This window comes from Roseixanthobacter glucoisosaccharinicivorans, from assembly GCF_043195095.2.
In the GTDB taxonomy this organism is placed as follows: domain Bacteria; phylum Pseudomonadota; class Alphaproteobacteria; order Rhizobiales; family Xanthobacteraceae; genus NCEH01.
This window is the reverse complement of record NZ_CM195538.1, coordinates 2,108,721-2,129,135: the sequence shown is the minus strand read 5'-3', so window position 1 is coordinate 2,129,135 and position 20,415 is coordinate 2,108,721. Positions and strand designations below refer to the sequence as shown.

The window sequence follows — 20,415 nt, the reverse complement described above, 5'->3', positions numbered from 1 at the left end:
TCCCGTGCATCCACGCGGCGCCGCAGGCACCGGATTTTCAGGGCCCGTGCCATCGGCCCGGCGTGGAAGGCCGGGAGAGGGCCGGCCATGACGGCTGGGAGAAAGAAAGCCAATGGCGCGCACGCGCCGTCAGGCACCTCGACGAGGCATCCCGCCACCGAATGTCGATCCGTCCGAGAGGTCCGCCGCCCGCGCCAGACGCAGGGGCGCCATGCGTTGCGGCGCTGCGGCATCGCGAAAAAGGGACGCGATTTTCGCCGCGACATGCTCTAAGGGCGTGACATCTGGCTTTTGCGGCAGAGCCCGCAGAGGGAACGGCCCGCAGAGGGATTTGGACGCACACCATGTTCACCGGCATCGTCACCGATCTCGGCCTTCTCACCGAGGTCACCGCCCATCACGAGGTGCGCACCCTCGCCATCGCCTCGGATTATGATCCCGCCGGCATCGCCATCGGCGCCTCGATCGCCTGCTCGGGCGTCTGCCTCACGGTCACCGCCGTGCAGGAGGGCGGTCCCCGGCGCAGCCTCTTCACCGTGGATGCGGCGCCCGAGACCTTGGCCATCACCACGGTCGCGCAATGGCAAGCGGGGCGGCGCATCAATCTGGAGCGCGCGCTGGCGATCGGCGCGGAACTCGGCGGGCATATCGTAACCGGCCACGTGGACGCCATGGCGCGGGTCGCGGCACGGGAGGATTTCGCCGAGACCACCAAATTCACCTTCGAGGCGCCGGCCGATCTCGCCCGCTTCATCGCCGCCAAGGGCTCGGTCTGCCTGGACGGCACCTCGCTCACGGTGAACACCGTGGACGGCAATTTTTTCACCTGCCTGCTCATTCCCCACACCCTGGCGGTCACCTCCTGGGGCGGGGTGAAAGCGGGCGACGACATCAATCTCGAAGTGGACCTGATGGCGCGCTATGCGGCGCGACTTGCGGAGTTCCCTCGCGGCGCGTACCCCTCGCGCCTAATTCAGGAGTGATTTGACATGGTCAGCACGCGCAACGAGCGCGCAGGCACCGCGGCGGAGCCGGTTTCCGGCGCGCGGGTGCTCATCGTGGAAGCCCGCTATTACGAGGCCTTGGCTGACGAACTGCTCGCCGGCGCGCGCGCCGCGCTGGAAGCGGCCGGGGTCGAGGTCGAGGTGGTGACGGTGCCCGGCGCGCTGGAAATTCCCATCGCCGCCGAGATTGCCATGGATGGCGCGGAAATCAGCGGTGAGCCGATCGACGCCATCGTCGCGCTCGGCTGCGTCATCCGGGGCGAGACCTATCATTTCGAGATCGTCGCGGGCGAATCCGCGCGCGGGCTCATGGACCTCGGCCTCGCCCATGCGATGCCGGTGGGCAACGGCATTCTCACCGTGGATACCGAGGCGCAGGCCTGGGAGCGCGCGCGCGTCTCCGAGGGCAACAAGGGCGGCGGCGCGGCCGAGGCGGCGCTCAACCTGGTGCGCCTCAAGCGCCGGGTGTCGGAATGAGCGAGACCGCGCCGAAACCCATGCGTAAGAGCCTCGCCCGCCTGGGCGCGGTGCAGGCGCTCTACCAGATGGACGTGGCCGGCACGCCGGTGAACGAGATCTTCGCCGAGTTTCAGAGCCACTGGCTCGGGCAGGAGGTGGAGGGGACGCAATATCCCGACGCCGACGTGACCCTGTTCAAGGACGTGGTCGAAGGCGTGGTGCGTGACCAGCGCACGCTCGATCCCATGGTGGACAAGGCGCTCTCCGACGGCTGGCCGCTGCGCCGTGTGGAAGTGGTTCTGCGCGCGGTGCTGCGCGCGGGTGCGTTCGAGCTGTCCTCGCGCCCGGACGTGCCGGCGCGCGTGGTGATCGCCGAATATGTCAACGTCGCCGGCGCGTTCCTGGATCGCGACGAGACCGGCATGGTCAATGCGGTGCTGGATGCCCTCGCGCGCGACTTGCGCGCCAGCGAGTTTGCCCGCAGCGGAACCGATTGAGATGGTCGCGGACGGCGGTTCGGGCGAGGATGAATTCATCGGCCGGTTCTTCCGGCCCATCGCCCGGGACGCCGCCGCGCGCGGTCTGCTGGACGATGCCGCCATCCTCACCCCGCCGGCCGATTGCGACCTCGTCCTCACCAAGGACGCGGTGGTCGCGGGCGTGCATTTTTTTCCCGACGATCCGCCGGCCTCCATCGCCCGCAAGGTGATGCGGGTGAACCTCTCCGACCTTGCGGCCAAGGGCGCGCGCCCGCTCGGCGCGCTACTGGCGCTGGCCTTGCCGCGCGATGTCACCGGCGCCTGGATGGAAGCCTTCTCCGCCGGCCTCGGCGCCGATGCGGATGTCTACGGCTGCCCCATCCTCGGCGGCGACACGGTGCGCACGCCCGGTCCGCTGACGCTCTCCATCACCGCCTTCGGTGCCGTGCCGCGCGGGCGCTTCGTGCCGCGCACCGGTGCCCGGCCGGACCAGGCGATCGTGGTTTCCGGCACCATCGGCGATGCGGCGCTCGGGCTGCAATGGCGGCTCGATCCAGCGCGGCCGGGCTTTGCCGGCCTGGACGCCGCCCTCATCGCCCATCTCGCCGACCGCTATCTCCATCCCCAGCCGCGCCTTGCGCTCGCTGGCGCGCTGCGCGACCACGCGGCGGCGGGCATGGATGTGTCCGACGGTCTGGTCGGCGACGTCGCGAAGATGCTTGCGGCCTCCGGCTGCGGCGGCCGGATCCATGCCGGCCGGGTGCCGCTTTCGGCGGCCGCGCGGGCGGCGATTGCCGCCGAGCCCGCCCTGTTCGCCACCGCGCTCACCGGGGGCGACGATTATGAGATCGCCGCCACGCTCCCCTTTGCCGAGGTGGATGCCTTTCTCGCGGCGGCGCGAGAAGCGGGGATCTTCTGCACCGTGATTGGCGAGACGCGGGCGGAAGAGGGGCTGGATCTGCTGGACGGAGCCGGCAATTCCATGGTGCTGGAGCAGCGGAGCTTCAGCCATTTCTGAGGATCGCCGCAGGGCTGTCGCCGGCGCGCCGTGATGCCGCCATTGCAGTGCGGAACCAATCCCCCTTCCCACCGTTAAGCTGCGGCATCGCGATCCTCAAATGGGGCGAGTTGCGGCCCGACTTTCATTTTATGAGGCCCGTTCATGCATCGTCGCCAGGTCGTCCAGGCCGCCGCTTTCCTTCCGCTGATGGGGGCGTTCGGCGCGTCGTTCTTCGGCGGGCTCGCGGCGCAGGCGCAGACCCCGGCACCGGCGAGCGAGGGCACGCCGTTCGATGCCTATACCGTGCGCCAGCTGGCGCGCGAGCGCGCCGCCAAGCCTTACAAGGCCCCCGACCAGAAACTGCCGTCCCAGCTCGATAAGCTGAGCTATGACGATTACCGCAACATCCGCTTCAATCCTGAAAAGGCACTTTGGCGCGGCGAGAAGCTGCCGTTCCAATTGCAGATGTTCCACCGCGGCTTTCTGTTCCGCGACCGGGTGGATATCTCGATCGTCGCCGACGGCAAGGCGCGCCCGCTCGCCTATTCGCCCGACCTGTTCAATTTCGAGCACAATGTCGCCGCGCCCGACCCCAAGGACAATCTCGGCTTTTCCGGCTTTCGCCTGCACGCGCCGATCAACCGCCCCGACTATTTCGACGAGGTCGCGGCATTCCAGGGCGCGAGCTATTTCCGCGCGGTCGGCAAGGGGCAGGTCTATGGCTCCTCGGCGCGCGGGCTCTCGGTGAAGACCGGCGATGCGGGCGGCGAGGAATTCCCACTGTTCGTCGCCTATTGGATCGAGCGGCCGCGGCCGGACACGGACTCGGTGGTGGTGCATGCGCTGCTCGACAGCCCGAGCGCGGCGGCGGCGTTTCGCTTCACCATCCGTCCCGGCGATCCCACCGCCATGGCGGTGGAGATGACGCTTTATCCGCGCACCGACATGGATCAGGCCGGCATCGCGACGCTCACATCCATGTTCTTCTTCGCCCCCAACGACCGCAACGACGTGGATGATTTCCGCCCCGCTGTGCGCGATGCCGAGGGGCTTGCCATCGTCAACGGCCGGGGCGAGCGGCTGTGGCGGCCGCTCACCAATCCCAAGCGGCTGCAGGTGAGCCAGTTCATGGATTCGAACCTGCGCGGCTTTGGCCTCATGCAGCGCCAGCGTTCCTTCTTCGACTACCAGGACCTGGAAGCGCGCTACGAAAAGCGCCCGAGCGTCTGGGTGGAGCCCATCGGCGATTGGGGCGAGGGCGCGGTGCACCTGATCGAAATTCCGACCCGCGAGGAAGTGCACGACAATGTCGTCACCTATTGGCGGCCGAAGGAGCCGCTGCGCAAGGGGGGCGAATATGCCTTCACCTATCGCCTGTATTGGGCCTGGGACCATGCGGAGGCCGCTCCGCCCGCCCGTTTCGGCGCCACCCGCAGCGGCGCGGCCAGCGGCGGGCGGCTGTTCGTGGTCGATGTCGTGGGCGATACGCTGAAGGACATGGACATCACCACCCTGCGGGCCCAGGTCTCCACCAGCGCCGGCACGGTGAAGGATGTGGTCCTGCAGCCCAATCCGGATATCCAGGGCTGGCGGCTCTCGTTCGTGCTCGATCCGCAGAATGCCGACCTCGCCGAGCTGCGCGCGCAGATCCTGCGGGACTCGGATGTGATGTCCGAAGTCTGGGTCTATAGATGGACAGCCTGACGGACCCGCGCGCCTTGGCGATGGACGCCCCGCCGCCCGAGGCGACGGCGCCGGCGCTTCCGCCCGAGGCACCGCTCGCCATGCCCGTGCAGTCGCTCTCGGTCAGTCCCCATGTGACGCGCCGTCCCGATACCGCGCCCGCCGGGCTCTTCTGGCGGCGGGTGCTGGTGATCGGCGGCGCCATCGCCATGACGGTCTTTGCGGCATGGGAAATGTATCTCGTGCTCTCCGTGGGATCGCTCTCCTGGCTGGAAGGCGTGGTGCTGGTCCTGTTCGTGGTCCTGTTCGCGTGGATCGCCTTTTCCTGCACCAGCGCGCTCAGCGGCATCTTTTCCCTGCTGCGGTCCGGCGCCGGGCCGCTCGGCATAGATCCCGACGCGCCCTTGCCGGCGGTGTCCGCGCGCACCGCGCTGCTGATGCCGTGCTACAACGAGAGCCCGGCGCGGGTGATGGCGGGGCTCCAGGCGACCTATGAATCGCTCCTGGCGACCGGGCAGGGAGACAAGTTCGACGTCTTCATCCTCTCCGACACCACCGACCCGGACGTCTGGATCGCCGAGGAGGCGGGCTATCTGGCCCTGCGCGCGCGCACCGGCGGGGAGGGCCATCTGTTTTACCGGCGGCGGGCAAAGAATATCGACCGCAAGGCCGGCAATATCGGCGAATGGGTGACGCGCTTCGGCGGCGCCTATGAGAGTATGATCGTGCTCGACGCCGACAGCGTCATGACCGGCGATGCCATCGTGCGCCTCGCCGCCGCCATGGAGCAAAATCCCGGCGTGGGCCTCATCCAAACCCTGCCGATCATCGTCGGCGGGCGCACGCTTTTCGCGCGGCTCCAGCAATTCGCGGGCAGGCTCTACGGGCCGCTGCTGGCCCACGGCCTTTCCTGGTGGCACGGCAGCGAAAGCAATTATTGGGGCCATAACGCCATCATCCGCACCGCCGCCTTCGCGCACTGCGCGGGCCTGCCGCATCTGCGGGGCCGCAAGCCGTTCGGCGGGCATATTCTGAGCCATGATTTCGTCGAGGCGGCGCTGATCCGACGCGGCGGGTACGCGGTGCACATGGTGCCGGGCCTGGAGGGCAGCTATGAGGAAGGCCCGCCCTCCCTCACCGACCTTGCGGTGCGCGACCGGCGCTGGTGCCAGGGCAATCTCCAGCACGCCGCGGTGCTGCCGGGGCGCGGGCTGAAATTCGTCAGCCGCCTGCATCTTCTGACCGGGATCGGCTCCTACATCACGGCGCCGCTGTGGCTCGCCATGCTGACCGCCGGCCTCCTCGTGTCGCTCCAGGGGCGCTTCGTGCCGCCGGACTATTTCCCCTCGCAATTCTCGCTGTTTCCCAGCTGGCCGGCGCAGGACCCCGTCCGCGCCGCCTGGGTGTTCGTCGGCACCATGTCGGTGCTGCTGGCGCCGAAGCTCATCGCCTATGTGCTGATGCTGTTCGACGCGCGCCGGCGGCGCGGGTTCGGCGGCGGCATACTGGCGTTCTTCGGGGTGCTGGTGGAAACCCTGCTCTCGGGCCTGATGGCGCCGATCATGATGATCATCCAATCCTCGGCGGTGGCCAGCATCCTCATGGGCCGGGATTCCGGCTGGCAGCCGCAGCGCCGTGATGATGGCTCGGTGCCGCTCGGTGCCCTGCTGCGGCGGTATGGTTTTCACACCCTGCTGGGGCTCGCCCTGGGTGTGGTGGCCTATCTCATCGCCGCGCCATTGTTCTGGTGGATGAGCCCGGTGATCCTCGGCCTCGTGCTGGCGGTGCCGCTGGTGGCGCTCACGGCATTGCGCGGCGCGGGGACGGGATTGCGGCGGCTCGGCCTCCTCACGGTGCCTGAGGAGCGCACGCCACCGCCCGTGCTGGAACAGTCCGGCCGGATCGCCGAGCAACTGGCCGTGGAGCTGCGCGAGGGCGAGGCGGTGGCCCGGCTGCGCGGCGACGGGCGCCTGAGGGCGGCCCATATCGCCTTCCTGCCAGACGGCGGTGCGCGCCGGCGCGGGGATCATTCCCCCGAACGCCTGGTGGCGCGCGCCAAGATCGCCGATGCCGCAAGCCTGCCGGAGGCGATCGGCGCGCTTTCCGCACGAGAAAAGGCCGCAGCGCTTGGCGATGGCGAGGCGCTCGCCGCGCTCCTGGCCCTCCCGGACCCTCGCGGCTGAGGTCGCTTCCTGACCCCGAAGCGGTTCAGCGGCGGGGCGGCTGCACGTGCGCCCGGTGCACGGGGGCCTGCTCGCCCGGCAAAAGCGCCGCGTGCCGCAGCGCGTCCACCACCGTCTCGGCACAGGAGACACTGTCCTTGCGCGCCCATTGGGCGGCGTCTTCCCAGACCTTGTGATAGGTCCGCTCATAGATCAGCTTGGCGACGAATTCGGTTACGTCGGCCTGCGCGATGTCGATATGTGCCGCGTGCGTCGGTGTCATGTGGGCTCCTTGTGATACCGGGAGGGCGCTTTGCGCCCGTCCTCGCATGGGCCCCCGCCCGTTGATCTGCCTGCGCTCAGAGCGCCGGGCGCGGATGCTGGGACGCCGTGTCGGCGTCGGAAGGATCCGGCAGGGCCTGCGGGCCATGTCCGCCCAGATGGGGGTGTTCGACGCCGGGGGGCGGCATCGGCGGGGCGAGGGGCGCGCCGAACGCAAACGCGAGCGGGCCGCGCGGCGGGCCGGGCGGCAGCAGCGCGGAAAGCTCCGCCGCGCGCTGGAGCTGGTCCTCGGTGAGCTTGCTTTTCAGCGCCGCGAGCGCGTCGAGCACCGCCTGGGCCTTGGCACCTTGCTCGGCCATATGGCGCGCGATGGCCTCGGCCCGCGCGAATGGGGCGGGCTTCTCCGCCTCCTGCGGCGGCTTCGGCGGCTGGAGCAGCGCCAGCACGGCATTGGTATAGGTGCGCCACGCATCGAACTGGTCGGCGCGGATGCCGACGAAGGTCTCCATCGCCGCGAGCGATGCGGCCGCCACCACCTGTCCGCCCAAGGGCGGGCGACCTGCGAACGGGCCGTTTCCCGGGAGCTCCGAGGGATGGAGGCCAGGGGCGGTTCGCCGCGTGCCGTCCTGGTCGGCGTCCCGCATCACGGGCTGCCGGTCGCGCGGGCCGGGCGGGGTGGCATCGGCCAGTTGCGTGGCACGGGCGGTCATGGCAAAGCCGCTCGTTCCCTCGCTCGCTGAAATGCGGTCCGTGCTCTTCGCCGGAAGCGTGGTGCCGTCCGCGAAGGCAAAGCCGCCGGCCGCGAAGCCGGCCACGCCGATGCCGAGCGCCAGCACCACCGAGGGGGCGAGAATGGCCCGTTTCAACATCTAGATCGTCCTCAGGTCGTTTTCGATGACCGGACGATGCCCCCCGGCAATTGCCCAGGTATGGCGGTTGGTTTCTGGATGTTTCTCAAACTCGGGGATTTGTGAGCGGCCGTTGCTGGGCGCATGATGGCAATGGAAAATTGCATTCCGCCGGCGGATCTTTGCGCCGCCTGCGCTAGAGCGATGGGGACTACAACGGGAAACATTCAGTTGGAAGCGGCGCCCCATATTCTCGTGGTCGATGACGACCATGAAATCCGAAAATTGCTTGGCCGCTATCTCGCGAGCCAGGGGTTTCGCGTGTCCCTGGCTGCGAGCGGCCGGGAGATGGAAGAAAAGCTCACCACCAACCGCATTGATTTCGTCGTGCTGGATCTCATGCTGCCGGACGCTTCGGGCCTGGACCTGTGCCGCTCGCTGCGCTCGCGCTCTCGGGTGCCGATCATCCTGCTGACGGCGCTCAAGGAGGAGGTGGACCGCATCATCGGCTTGGAAGTCGGGGCGGACGATTATCTCGGCAAGCCGTTCAATGCGCGCGAGCTGGTGGCGCGCATCCGCGCGGTGTTGCGGCGCATGCACGATGTGCCGCCCGATCCCGGCCTCGCGCAGAAATACAGCTTCTGCGGATTCACGGTGGAGCGTACCTCGCGCCAGGTGCTGGATGCCCAGGGCGTGGACCTGGCCTTCACCGCCGCCGAATTCGACCTGCTGCTCGCCTTTCTGGAGCGGCCTGGCCGCATCCTGTCGCGCGATCAGCTGCTGGACATCACCCAGGGCCGGGAGGCGGGCCCCTTCGACCGGTCCATCGACGTGCTGGTCAGCCGGCTGCGGCGCAAGCTCGGCGATGCCGGCTCGTTCCAGATCCTGAAGACCCAGCGCAACGGCGGCTATCAGTTCGCCGCGCGGGTGGAGATGCTCGAGACCGCATCGTGAAATCACTGCGTGCAAGGGTGACGGCGCTTCTGGTGGTGGCGATCCTGCTGGTCCTCGTCCTTGCCACCGCGGTGTTTCTTCTGGTCACCGGCCGACCGCGCCCGATTTTTGAGCAAGCCGTGACCGCGAGCCAGCTCGCGATGGTGGTGAAGATGGTCGAGAACGGGGCGGATGCGGTTGCCAGCCCAGACATCTTCAGCGTCACCCCGCCCGAAGGCATGGCCGATCCGTTTGCCTCCCGGGCGCTGACCGAGGCTCTGGGCCGGCAGGGCATCGCCCGCGCCGTGACCGTAATTACGGAATTCGCCCCCGGCTCGTCACCCGGGGGCCCGCCGCCCGTCGATGGCCCGCCGGACGAGGGGAGCCGAGAACATCTGGCGCTGGTTCATCTCAAGGATGGCCGATGGCTGAGATTTCCCATCGAGCAGCACATGCTGCCCCCGCCACCGGCGATTCCCTACGGGGTGCTGGGATGGTTCGCCTTGGTGGCCCTCGGCGTCACGATCGTGGTGGCGGTGGCGGTTCAGCGCCTGCTGCGGCCGCTCGCGCTCATCGAGCAGGCGGTGGATCAGGTCAGCGTCGACGGTTCACTGCCGCAGCTCGCTGAAACCGGCTCCACCGAGGTGCGGGCAGCCGCGCGCACCATCAATCTGCTGTCCCACCGGCTCAAGATGGCGATGGACAGCCGCATGCGGATCGTCGCCGCGGCCGCGCACGATCTGCGCACCCCCCTCACGCGCCTGCGCCTGCGGGCGGAATTCATCGAGGACGAGGAGGAGCGCGAGCGCTGGTTCAACGATCTCGCCGAGCTCGACCACATCGCCGACAGCGCCATCCGCCTCGTACGCGAGGAAGTCAGCGGCGCGCCGGATGAAAACGTGCCGCTCGACGAGGTGGTAAAGGCCGTGGTGCGGGAAACCGAGCAAAGCGGTCTCGGTGCCGAGCTGGTCGAGGCGTGCCCGTTGAACGTCGCGGGCAAGCCGCTCTCGCTCAAGCGCGCGATTCGCAATCTCATCGTCAATGCCGCCACCCACGGGCGCGGTGCGCGGGTCTATCTGCGCCCGGGCGCGGGATGCGCCCTGTTGCTGATCGAGGACGACGGGCCCGGCATTCCCGAACATCTGATGGCGCAGGTGTTCGAGCCCTTCTTCCGCACCGATCCGGCGCGCCAGGTGACGATCCCCGGTGCCGGCCTCGGGCTGGCGATCGCCCACGAGATCATCCAGCGGCACGGCGGCAAGCTGGCGCTCGCCAACAAGCCGTCCGGCGGCCTGATCCAGCGGGTGGAGTTGCCCAGCGTGGAGGATCACCAGGACACGGAAGACCGCAACGTCTTGTGACTTCCCGAGTCACCGCCTTGTGTAGGCCGGTGTCCACCCCGCTCGAAAATGCGCTGGGGCGGATCGACGGTCAGTGGCGTGATGCATGGTCGTGGCGCCTGACGGCAGGTTCGCGCCCTTGGCTTACTTTCATCAGCCGTCGTCTTTTGCGCGTCATCGCCGGGCTCGTCCCGGCCATCTACGCAGGGCCGCCCGCGCACGCCTTGAAAAGTCGGTGCCAGCGGTTCAGCGTGGATGCACGGGACAAGCCCGTGCATGACGATGTTCTGCTGCAATGGCGTCAAGCCATGACTGTCGATCGGTCCTAGACGGCATTCACCAAGCTGCGGCCATCGCGGCGCAGATAGAGCGCGGCGGTGGCCAGCAGGCCGCACAGGGCCGCGAACCCGAGCCACAGGCCAGGAGCCGCCTTGTCCCCGGTCGCCTCGATCAGCCAAGTGCAAGCGGCCGGCGTGAAGCCGCCGAACAAAGCGGTGGCGAGGCTATAGGCGAGCGAGAAGCCGGAGGTGCGCACGTTCACCGGCATCACCTCGGTCAAGGCCACCACCATGGCGCCGTTATAGCTCGCATAGAGGAAGGACAGCCACAGCTCCACCAGCAGCATGCGCCCGAAGGTCGGTTCGGCCACCAGCCAGGACAGAGCGGGATAGCCGGTGACGAGCGCGAGCAGGGAAAAGCCCGCGAGCAGGGGCCAGCGCCCGACCCGGTCCGACAGCGCACCCATGACCGGCAGCCAGAAGAAGTTCGAAACGCCGATGCAGAAGGTGACGATCAGGCTGTCGGCCGCGCTGAGCTTCAGCACCGCGCGGCCGAAGGTCGGGGTGTAGACGGTGATGAGATAGAACGACACCGTGGTCATCACCACCAGCATCATGCCCGCCAGCACCAGCGGCCAATTGGTGAGCATAGAGCGGAAGATCTCGCTGGCGTCGGGGCGATGCTTGCGCGCGAGAAACTCTTCGGTCTCCTGGAGCGAGGTGCGGATGACAAAGATGAACGGCACGATCAGGCAGCCGATGAAGAAGGGGATGCGCCAGCCCCAGTCGGAGACGGCCTGCGGGCTCATCCATTCATTCAGGGCGAAGCCGAGTGCGGCGGCGACGATGATCGCCACCTGCTGGCTCGCCGACTGGAAGCTCACATAGAAGCCCTTGTGGCCGGGCGTCGCCATTTCCGACAGATAGACCGAGACCCCGCCCAGCTCCACACCGGCGGAAAAGCCCTGGAGCAACCGGCCAATCAGAACCAGCAGGGGCGCCAGCAGGCCGATGGTGGCATATCCCGGCACGAAGGCGACGAGAATCGTGCCACACGACATGATCGCCAGCGTCAGGATCAGGCCTTTGCGGCGGCCGATCTTGTCCACATAGGCGCCGAGGATGATGGCGCCGAGCGGCCGCATCAGGAAACCCGCGCCAAACGTGCCGAAGGTCAGCATCAGCGAGGCGAATGGGTCGTGTACCGGAAAGAACGCCGCGGCCAGATGCGTGGCGTAAAAGCCGAACAGGAAGAAGTCGAACATCTCCAGGAAATTGCCGCTGGTCACGCGGAAGACCGTCGCGGCCTTGGAGGGGGATTTGCGGGGCAGGCTGGCGTCCATATGCGCGGTCCCAGACATCACGTTCTCCATGGGCCGTGCGGCCCCGTCCGCTGCAACGCCTTCTGGATAGGGAGCTTTCCGCCCGCAGGCAATGGCGTGCGGGAGGCGTGCGGCGCTTGCGCGTCCGGTGTGGCGCGGCGGTATCAGGACGGATTTCAAAAAATGTATTGCGCGCGATTTAATCGTGAGCTATTAAAACATTCATGGGGTCGCCTCAAGGGCTCGCACATGGCGAGCGGGGCGGTTGCCGCAGCGTCCTAAACGGATTTTCAAAGGAGACATCCCATGACTGTCGATGTGAAATACACCACCCAGGCCACCGCCACCGGGGGCCGCGACGGCCGCGCCACCACCACCGACGGCACGCTCGACGTGAAGCTGGCCACCCCGAAGGAACTCGGCGGCGCCGGCGGCGAAGGCAACAATCCCGAACAATTGTTCGCGGCTGGCTATTCCGCCTGCTTCCTCGGTGCGCTGAAGGTTATCGGCGGACAGGAAAAGGTGCGCATCCCCGCTGACGCCACGGTCACCGCCACGATCGGGATCGGCCCGCGCTCGGAAGGCGGCTTCGGCATCACCGCCGCCCTGAAGATCTCGCTGCCGGGCATCGAGCGCGCCCAGGCCGAGGATCTGGTCGCCAAGGCGCATCAGATCTGCCCCTATTCCAACGCCACCCGCAACAATGTGGACGTCGGGCTCGAAATCGCCTGAGCGATCTCGGTGAAGGCGCGGTGGCCCGGGTGAGCCGCCGCGCGACATCCAAAAGAAAACCCCCGCCGCGGCCGAGCCGGGCGGGGGTCTTCGTTTCAGGCCTCAGACGGGCGAGGGCTCACCAGCCCGGACGGCAGTGCAGGCCGCCGTAAGGACCACGCCAGCAATAGCCGGGGTGCCAATAGGGGCCGTAGCCATACCACCAGTCGATGAACAGGCTGGCATTGGTGCCAGAGGCGGGCTTCTCGTCGCTGAGCAGCTTGTAATTATAGACCAGCGTATCGCCATTCAGGACCGGGTTGGTGAGTTCCACCACGGCGGTCGTGGGCTTGCCGTCCACGGTCACGGAGAGCGTGGCGTTGGGAGCGTCCTTCTGGAAGCTGTCCTTGCCGGTGTTCCAGAACTTCACGAAGTTCGCGGTCGGCGCATCGCCGGTCATGCGCTCGGGGCGGTCGGAGAACATGAGGGTCTGCGGCGCGATGCCTTTCAGGGTGATCGTCTTGTCGTCGACCGTAACCGAATCGGCGACCTGGACGAACAACCAGTTGGCCGGCTTCATTTCTTCGGTATTGGCGGGCTTGGCGCCTTGGGCGTTCGCCATGCCGATGGCGCCGACCATCGCGAACAGCGCGCCTAAAATCACAGATTTCATCGAACTCTCCCGGGGCAGACGTTAATCCGTCATTACGCGCGTACATTACCACCGCTCTCGCGCTTTACCAGAGCTCTCATGCCCGTTGCTGGTGGGAAAAATGCTTGCCGGCTTATGGTTAAGTTCGGGCTGTGTCTTGAAGGCGCTTGCGCCGCGTGTGTCAATTAAATGAACTTGATCGCAACCTTCGGGGAGAAATCGCGCGAAGGCGAATACTTCTAAAAACTGGGCGCGTCCCTCGCGGGGCGAGGGCGGCTGAAATCGCCGCCGGCGCGCTCAGCTGTCCAGCAGGCCGGCGAGCTTCAGCGCCACGCCCTGCGAGCCCTCGACCCGCAGCCGGCCGGTGGAGAACGCCAACATGGGGCCGATGCGCCCGGTGATGAGCTTGTCCAGCGTGTCTGAAGAGAGTTTGAACACGGCATCGGCCTCGCCGGTGCCCTCGCTCACCTCCACCGCCGGGCCGGTGGCATCCAGCAGGATGGATTCGTCGGTATCGGTCAGGTCGAATCGCACGCGATAGCCAAGTTCGCTCAAGGCGCCGGCGCGATCGTTCATGAGCTCGATGAGGGAGGAAAGGTCTGCCATGGTCGATCCTGCATCCGTGCGCCTCGCCGAGACGCCGTGTCCAAGGAGGGGGCGCGCCTTCGGCACGCCCTCAGTTAGGATCAGAAAGCCGCGTCGTCCAGCGCCATCATGGACGCCTTGCCGGTCTTGATTGAGCCCCACAGGGCCGCCACTTCCGGCAGCAGGCGATCAATGAAGAAGCGCGCGGTCACGATCTTGGCTTCGTAGAAGGCGGCATCGCCATTGGCTTCGCCGCGCTTCTGCAGGGCCACTTCGGCCATGCGCACCCACATGTAGCCGAGTGCGACGAGCCCGAACAGCCGCAGATATTCGGTCGCCGCCGCGCCGGCCTCGTCGGGGTCCTGCATGCCTTTCTGGGCGATGTGGGCGGTGGCGAGCTGGAGCGCGCCGAACGCCTTGCCGAGCGGGCCCACCAGCGGCCCAAGGTCGGGGTCGTCCAGCTTTGCGTCGATATAATTCAGCACCGGGTGGAAGAAGGCCCGCAGATAGCGCCCGGTGTGGGCGCCGAGCTTGCGGCCCACGAGATCCAGCGCCTGCACCCCGTTGGTGCCCTCATAGATCATGGCGATGCGGGCATCGCGCAGATACTGCTCCATGCCGTGGTCGCGGATGTAGCCGTGGCCGCCATAGACCTGCACGCCGAGCGAGGCATTGGTGAAGCCGAGATCGGTGAACATGGCCTTCACGATCGGCGTCATCAGCGCGGTGAAATCCTCCGCCCGCTGGCGCTCCTCCGGATCGTTGGAACGCTCCATCAGATCGAGGTTGCGCGCCACCCAGCCGGAGAGCGCGCGGCAGCCCTCGTTATAGGCGCGCATGGTCATGAGCGTGCGCCGCACGTCGGGATGCACGATGATCGGGTCGGCGGGCTTCTCGGGATATTTCGCCCCGGTCAGCGCGCGGCCTTGAAGACGTTCCTTGGCGTAGGAGACCGCACCCTGATAGGCGGCTTCTCCCACCCCGAGCCCCTGCGTGCCCACGGAGAGGCGCTCGGAATTCATCATCGAGAACATGGCGCGCATGCCCTTGTGCGGCTCGCCGACCAGCCAGCCCTTGGCGTCGTCGAAGGAGAGCTGGCACGTCGCGGAGCCGTGAATGCCCATCTTGTGCTCGATGCCGGTGCACTGCACGCCGTTGCGCATACCGGGCCGTCCGTCTTCGGTCGGCAGGAATTTCGGCACCAGGAACAGGCTGATGCCCTTGATGCCCTTGGGCGCGTCCGGCAGGCGGGCGAGCACCAAATGGATGATGTTCTCGGTCAGGTCATGCTCGCCGGCGGAGATGAAGATCTTGTTGCCGGTGATGAGATAGCTGCCGTCGTCCTGCGGCTCCGCCTTGGTGCGCAGCAGGCCGAGGTCGGTGCCGCAATGGGGCTCGGTGAGGCACATGGTGCCGGTCCAGACCCCCTCCACCATCTTCGGCAGATAGCGCTCCTTCAGCTCCTGCGAGGCGTGGTTCTTCAGCGCGATATAGGCGCCGTGGGTGAGGCCTGGGTAGAGCCCGAAGGCCAGGTTGGCCGAGCACATCATCTCTTCGATGAACTTGGTCACGCTCGCCGGCAGGCCCTGGCCGCCCCATTCGGGATCGCAGGCGATGCCGTTCCAGCCGCCCTCGCGATAGGTTTCATAGGCCTGCTTGAAGCCCTTGGGCGTGCGCACCACGCCGTTCTCATAAGTGCAGCCTTCCTGGTCGGCCGCCATATTGATGGGCGCCAGCACCTCGGTCACCAGCTTGCCAGCTTCCTCCAGCACCGCGTCGATGAGATCGGGGGTGACCTCTTCGAGGCCCTTCATATCCTTCAGGCTTTCGCTGCCATGCAGTTCGTGCAGCACGAAGCGCATGTCGCGGAGCGGGGGCTGATACGTCTGCATGGTCGCTCTCCCGTTGTCCTTGCGGCCTCTCCAAGAGGCTCATGTTCGAGGGCTAACTCCCTCTCCCGCTTGCGGGGGAGGGGCGGGGAGGGGGCAATCAAGCAGGGCACCATTTGCCAAACTGCGATCGTCCGCCTTCCCCCTCCCTAGCCCTCCCCCGCAAGCGGGAGAGGGGACTGTTCAGGCGATGCCACTTAATTCCGCAGCGGGCGGCCGGTTTCGAGCGTGTGCTCGATGCGGGCCAGCGTCGCATTGGTCCTGATGAGGCGCATGAAGTTCGCCCGCTCCAGTTCCAGCACCTGGGCTTCCGTCACCGGCTCGATATGGTCCGCCTTGCCGCCGGAGAGGACCTCGGCCAGCGCTCCGGCCACCACCAGATCGTGCTTGGTGGCGATGCCGCGCCGGTGGAAGCCCTCCGCCGCCATCACCAGGGCCGTCTTGCCGGAGGGGCCGGGCAAGGTGAGGTCCTTGGGCTTGGGCGGCACGTAGTTTTCCGCCAGCGCCAGGGCCTTGGCCTTGGCATCCGCCAGCAGGCGGTCGTGGTTCATGGTGATGCCGTCGGTTTCGCGCAGGAACAGATATTCCTTCGCTTCCGCCGCGGATTTGGAGACGGTGGCGACGCTCACCAGCTCGAACACCTTGGAGGGCGCGGGCATGGGCCCCTTGGGCATGCCCTTGGCGTTCTGCCAGCGGGTCAGCATCTCCTTGCATCCGCCCCAGCCCGGCAGCAGGCCGACGCCGCATTCCACGAGGCCGATATAGCTTTCCGCATGGGCCTGCACCGCATCGGAATGCAGCAGGATTTCGCAGCCGCCGCCGAGCGCCATGCCGGCGGGGGCGGAGACGACGGGGAAGGGGGCGTATTTGAGGTCCTGATAGGCTTTCTGCCCGGTCGCCACCAGCTTCTCCACCTCGCCGAACGCCGCGATGTTGCAGGCGAACAAGGCGAGGCCGAGATTGGCGCCGACGGAGAAGTTATTGCCCTCATTATAGATGACGAGCGCCTTGTACTTGTCTTTCACGAGGCGCGTCGCCTTGGTCAGCAAGGTGATGATGCCCTCATCCAGCGAATTGCCCTTGCTGGTGAATTCCAGGCACACCACGCCGTCGCCGATGTCCCACAGCGCCGCCGAGCCGTTCTTCATCAGGGGCTCGCTGTTGAGCTTGATGTCGGCGAGCAGCAGCACGCCCTCCGGGCGCACCACGTCGTGATAGGCACCGTCGCGGCCGAGATAGCGCCGCGTGCCGTTCTCCACCCGATAGAAAGGCTGGGCCTCGGCGCTGGCGAGGAGAGCGGGAATCTCTTCCCCGTCCGCCTTCAGGCGGGCGATGAGGTTGGCCGCGCCGATCTTGTCGATCAGCTCGAACGGGCCCCATTTCCAATTGTAGCCGAGGCGCATGGCCTCATCTATGGCGACCACGTCGTCCGCCGCCTCGCCCACCAGACGAGCGGCATAGGCGAGGGTGCGTCCCATCACGGCCCAGGCATAGCGCCCGCCCGCGCCGGGCGCGGAGAGAAGGGCGAGGAGATCTCTGCCGCCGCCGTCCTCAAGCTCCGGCAGCGCCGCCTTTTCCTGCGGGCGATACGCGCCGGTGGACAAATCGATGGCTTCCTTCAGCTTGCCGCCATTCTCGCGGTTCAGCCGATAGAAGCCGCCCTTGCCCTTGCGGCCCGTGTAGCCGGTCTCGATCATGGTCTTGACCAGGGGGACGTCGCGCAGCGTGGCGTGGAAGGGATCGCTCTTGGGAAGCGCGCGCTCCAGGCTGCCCTGCACATGCGGCATCAGGTCGAGACCGACGAGGTCGAGCAGGCCGAAGATGCCTGTCTTGGGAATGCCGAACGGACGACCCATCACGGCGTCCGCCTCTTCCACCTTCAGGCCCTTCTCGATGGCTTCGCCCACGGCGAGGTTCAGCCAGAAGGTGCCGAGGCGATTGGCGATGAAGCCGGGCGTGTCCTTGCAGGTCACCACCGTCTTGCCGAGCTTCACGTCGGCGAAGGCCGAGACTTTCGCCACCGTCGCGGGGTCGGTCTTGGGGCCGGCGACGATCTCCAGCAGACGCATGTAGCGCGGCGGGTTGAAGAAGTGGGTGATGAGGAAATCGCGGGCGAAGCTGTCCGGCAGGCCGGCGGTGAGATCGGCCAGCGGGATGGTGGAAGTGTTCGAGGACACCGCGCAGCCGGGGGTGCGCGCAGCCTCGATCTTCGCATAAAGCGCCTGCTTGATGTCGAGCCGCTCGATCACCGCTTCCACGATCCAGTCGCAGGAGGCCAGCTGATCGAGATGGTCCTCGGTATTGCCGGGCGTGACCAGCTTGGCGGCGGCTTTCGACATGAAGGCGGCGGGGTCCGCCTTCAGCAGGCGGGCGATGGCGCCTTCGGCGATGGCATTGCGGTTGGCCGCACCCTCGGGGACGATGTCCAGCAGCAGCACCGGGATGCCCGCGTTCGCCACATGGGCGGCGATGCCGGCGCCCATGACGCCCGCGCCGATAACGGCGACCTTCTTGATCTCGTTCATCTCTCGCGCTCCGCTCAGATGCGTTCGAGAACGGTGGCGATGCCCTGTCCGCCGCCGATGCACTGGGTCGCGAGCGCATAGCGCCCGCCCTCGCGCTGGAGCAGCGAGGCCGCCTTGCCGACGATCCGCGCGCCGGTCGCGCCGAGCGGATGGCCGATGGCGATGGCGCCGCCGTCGATATTGATGGTGTCGTCCCGCAGCCCGAGATCGCTGATGCAGGCGAGCGCCTGGGAGGCGAAGGCCTCGTTCAGCTCGACCACATCAAGGTCGCCGACCTGGATGTTGGAGCGCGCCAGCGCCTTGCGGGTGGCGGCGACCGGGCCGATGCCCATGATTTCCGGCGCGCAGCCGGCCACCGCAACGCCGCGCAGGCGGGCGAGCGGGGTGAGGCCGTGCTTCTCGGCATAGGCTTCGGTGCACACCAGCACGGCGGACGCGCCGTCGGTGAGCGGCGAGGAGGTGCCGGCGGTGACGGTGCCGTTTTCATCGAAAGCGGGCTTGAGACCGGCGAAATCCTCCGGCTTGGCCTCGGTGCGGATGCAGCCGTCCACATCCACGCTCTTGCCGTTGATGCGGATGGAGACGATCTCATCCTTCAGCCGGCCCTCGGCCTGGGCTTTCGCGGCCTTCTGCTGGCTCTTGAGCGCGAAGGCGTCCTGATCCGCGCGGCTGATCTGCCATTTGCGCGCGACATTCTCCGCGGTGTCGCCCATGGCCATGTAGGCGGCGGGGTTCTTCTCGTGCAGGGCCGGATTCGGCATGGGGTTGAAGCCGGTCATGGGCACGCGGCTCATGCTCTCCACGCCGGCGCACACGAACACCTCGCCGGCGCCGAGCTGGATCTGGCCGGCGGCCATGTGGATCGCCTGCATGGAAGAGCCGCAGAAGCGGTTCACCGTGACTCCGGCGACCGATTGCGGCAGGTCGGCGATCATGCCGATGAGGCGCGCCACGTTGAAGCCCTGCTCGGCCTCTGGAAAGGCGCAGCCGACGATCAAATCCTCGATGTCCTCGGGATTGACCTTCGTGCGGGCGATCAGCTCACGCACCACCTGGGCGGCCATGTCATCCGGGCGGACGCGGGCGAGGTCCCCCTTCTTGGCGGGCGCGAAAGGCGAGCGGGCATAGCCTGCGATAACCACGTTCTGCATGGGCTCTCCTACCAGATGTCTTTGTTGCCAGTGTTCTTGTTCGGGTGCCGCGTTTTCGTGTTCGAAGACCAAATGTTATTGGCGTGATGTCTCATGTGCTTGCGCGCGAGGGTCAGAAACTGCCGCTCGCATTCCGCATCTGAACGCTGCTCGGTCATGCCGCGCCAGGCGGCGAGCGGTGGGCCCGCCCGATCATGCCGCGCCGGTAATGACGCCCGATAGACGCCCGCAAACAGGCGCGGCGCGCGGGCCGGGGACCCGGACGGGAACGCGCTGTCTTCAGCCGGCGATGCGCTTGGAGGCGACTTCCTGCTTCAGGGCCTCCTCGGTCTGCGCCTCGATCTCCTTCAGCTCGACGATGGTCTCCTCCAGCGCCAGGCGCTGGTCCTCGAGCATCTCCAGGCGCGTGCGCACCTGCTTCAGCAGCAGGCGGATCTGCTCGATCTGGGTCGGATCGACGTCATAGAGGTCAAGATATTCCTTGATTTCCCGCAGGCTGAAGCCGAGGCGCTTGCCGCGCAGGATGAGCGCCATCCGCGCCCGGTCGCGCTTGGTATAGACGCGAATATTTCCGGCGCGCCGGGGCGTGATGAGCCCCTTGTCCTCGTAGAAGCGAATGGTGCGGGCCGTGACGGCGAGATCCCGCGCCAGCTCGGTCACGGTGAAGAATGTGTCGGTTATGGCACCGGAGGCACCGCGCTTAACTGCCACTGTCGCACCTTTACCTATACGTCACCCAACGAACGCAGGATACATGCTTTAACCTTCGGCGCAAGCCCCCGACCCAGGCGGTTTGGAAGACGTGATTTGGCAGTTATCATTTCAATATTGCGACGCAAAAGATTCGGGCACGCCATCTGGGCGCTGCACAATGGCTCTCGCTGTGTCCGTCTCGCCTCCTTCAATGCAAAAAGGTCAATCCAGCTGACGTATCATTGTGAATCCGATACGAATTCCGTGGATCCAGCGGGGACATCTACCCCGTCAACGTTGCACGTCTGCCACAGAGGAGTGGTTAAAGTAATTTTCGCACCTCCTCGGTCTGCAGTCCGGTTGACGCTGCCAGCCGAATAGGCATGCTTGTTGACGTATAGGGCATCACAAGCACTGAT

The 20,415-nt window shown here is 66.9% G+C and carries 18 protein-coding genes; 9 read left to right on the top strand and 9 right to left on the bottom strand.

All coding sequences use genetic code 11. From position 1 onward, the window contains the following. Nucleotides 1-344: 344 nt before the first annotated feature. The 6 genes from V5F78_RS09570 to mdoH all read left to right on the top strand — a co-directional run bounded on the left by V5F78_RS09570 (nt 345) and on the right by mdoH (nt 6,808). Entirely contained in the window at nt 345-983 is a 639-nt protein-coding gene (locus tag V5F78_RS09570; RefSeq protein WP_394071687.1) for a riboflavin synthase, read from the top strand. A 6-nt stretch (nt 984-989) separates the two neighbouring features. Beyond that, nucleotides 990-1,481: a 6,7-dimethyl-8-ribityllumazine synthase gene (gene ribH, locus V5F78_RS09565; RefSeq protein ID WP_394071688.1), complete on the top strand. Its 492-nt coding sequence runs from the start codon at nt 990-992 to the stop codon at nt 1,479-1,481. Further along, complete coding sequence (gene nusB, locus V5F78_RS09560; protein ID WP_394071689.1) at nt 1,478-1,960, top strand: transcription antitermination factor NusB; 483 nt, start codon at nt 1,478-1,480, stop codon at nt 1,958-1,960. The genes ribH and nusB overlap by 4 nt, the downstream gene beginning before the upstream one ends. Before the next feature lies 1 nt (nt 1,961). Then, nucleotides 1,962-2,960: a thiamine-phosphate kinase gene (thiL, locus tag V5F78_RS09555; RefSeq protein ID WP_394071690.1), complete on the top strand. Its 999-nt coding sequence runs from the start codon at nt 1,962-1,964 to the stop codon at nt 2,958-2,960. Nucleotides 2,961-3,104: 144 nt separating this feature from the next. After that, nucleotides 3,105-4,646 (top strand): OpgD/OpgG family glucan biosynthesis protein, encoded by a 1,542-nt coding sequence (locus tag V5F78_RS09550; RefSeq protein WP_394071691.1) that lies wholly within the window; start codon nt 3,105-3,107, stop codon nt 4,644-4,646. Beyond that, nucleotides 4,634-6,808 (top strand): glucans biosynthesis glucosyltransferase MdoH, encoded by a 2,175-nt coding sequence (gene mdoH, locus V5F78_RS09545; protein ID WP_394071692.1) that lies wholly within the window; start codon nt 4,634-4,636, stop codon nt 6,806-6,808. Before V5F78_RS09550 ends, mdoH begins: the two co-directional genes overlap by 13 nt. A 25-nt stretch (nt 6,809-6,833) precedes the next feature. Here the strand turns inward: mdoH and V5F78_RS09540 are convergent, their stop codons facing one another. Both V5F78_RS09540 and V5F78_RS09535 read right to left on the bottom strand, forming a co-directional pair. Beyond that, the gene (locus tag V5F78_RS09540) at nt 6,834-7,070 is read right to left on the bottom strand and encodes a hypothetical protein (protein ID WP_394012114.1); all 237 of its coding nucleotides are present in this window, start codon (nt 7,068-7,070) and stop codon (nt 6,834-6,836) included. A gap of 76 nt (nt 7,071-7,146) precedes the next feature. Continuing rightward, a complete protein-coding gene (locus V5F78_RS09535; protein WP_394071693.1) occupies nt 7,147-7,938 on the bottom strand; it encodes a hypothetical protein in 792 nt (263 codons plus the stop codon). Between the two features lie 210 nt (nt 7,939-8,148). On the opposite strand from V5F78_RS09535, the gene V5F78_RS09530 reads away from it, so the two are divergent. Both V5F78_RS09530 and V5F78_RS09525 read left to right on the top strand, forming a co-directional pair. Then, nucleotides 8,149-8,871 carry a response regulator gene (locus V5F78_RS09530; protein ID WP_394071694.1) on the top strand — a complete coding sequence of 241 codons (723 nt, stop codon included), beginning with the start codon at nt 8,149-8,151 and terminating at the stop codon, nt 8,869-8,871. Further along, complete coding sequence (locus tag V5F78_RS09525) at nt 8,868-10,211, top strand: ATP-binding protein (protein WP_394071695.1); 1,344 nt, start codon at nt 8,868-8,870, stop codon at nt 10,209-10,211. The genes V5F78_RS09530 and V5F78_RS09525 overlap by 4 nt, the downstream gene beginning before the upstream one ends. A gap of 304 nt (nt 10,212-10,515) precedes the next feature. Here V5F78_RS09525 and V5F78_RS09520 read toward each other — a convergent pair whose 3' ends face one another. Continuing rightward, on the bottom strand, nt 10,516-11,811 hold the full coding sequence (locus V5F78_RS09520; protein WP_394071832.1) for an MFS transporter: 1,296 nt from the start codon (nt 11,809-11,811) through the stop codon (nt 10,516-10,518). A 285-nt stretch (nt 11,812-12,096) separates the two neighbouring features. Here V5F78_RS09520 and V5F78_RS09515 point away from each other — a divergent pair, with 285 nt between their 5' ends. Next, a complete protein-coding gene (locus V5F78_RS09515; RefSeq protein WP_394071696.1) occupies nt 12,097-12,522 on the top strand; it encodes an organic hydroperoxide resistance protein in 426 nt (141 codons plus the stop codon). Nucleotides 12,523-12,640: 118 nt separating this feature from the next. On the opposite strand, the gene V5F78_RS09510 is transcribed toward V5F78_RS09515, so the two are convergent. From V5F78_RS09510 to V5F78_RS09485, 6 genes are all read right to left on the bottom strand, one after another. Continuing rightward, on the bottom strand, nt 12,641-13,174 hold the full coding sequence (locus V5F78_RS09510; protein ID WP_394071697.1) for a hypothetical protein: 534 nt from the start codon (nt 13,172-13,174) through the stop codon (nt 12,641-12,643). A 276-nt stretch (nt 13,175-13,450) separates the two neighbouring features. Continuing rightward, entirely contained in the window at nt 13,451-13,759 is a 309-nt protein-coding gene (locus V5F78_RS09505) for an SCP2 sterol-binding domain-containing protein (RefSeq protein WP_394071698.1), read from the bottom strand. Nucleotides 13,760-13,839: 80 nt separating this feature from the next. Next, complete coding sequence (locus tag V5F78_RS09500) at nt 13,840-15,630, bottom strand: acyl-CoA dehydrogenase C-terminal domain-containing protein (RefSeq protein ID WP_394071699.1); 1,791 nt, start codon at nt 15,628-15,630, stop codon at nt 13,840-13,842. 194 nt (nt 15,631-15,824) lie between these two features. Further along, entirely contained in the window at nt 15,825-18,152 is a 2,328-nt protein-coding gene (locus V5F78_RS09495) for a 3-hydroxyacyl-CoA dehydrogenase/enoyl-CoA hydratase family protein (RefSeq protein ID WP_394071700.1), read from the bottom strand. Between the two features lie 14 nt (nt 18,153-18,166). Next, nucleotides 18,167-19,303, bottom strand: a complete 1,137-nt coding sequence (locus V5F78_RS09490) for a thiolase family protein (protein WP_394071701.1) — start codon at nt 19,301-19,303, stop codon at nt 18,167-18,169. 279 nt (nt 19,304-19,582) lie between these two features. Continuing rightward, nucleotides 19,583-20,014 carry a MerR family transcriptional regulator gene (locus V5F78_RS09485; RefSeq protein WP_394071702.1) on the bottom strand — a complete coding sequence of 144 codons (432 nt, stop codon included), beginning with the start codon at nt 20,012-20,014 and terminating at the stop codon, nt 19,583-19,585. Between the last annotated feature and the right edge of the window lie 401 nt (nt 20,015-20,415).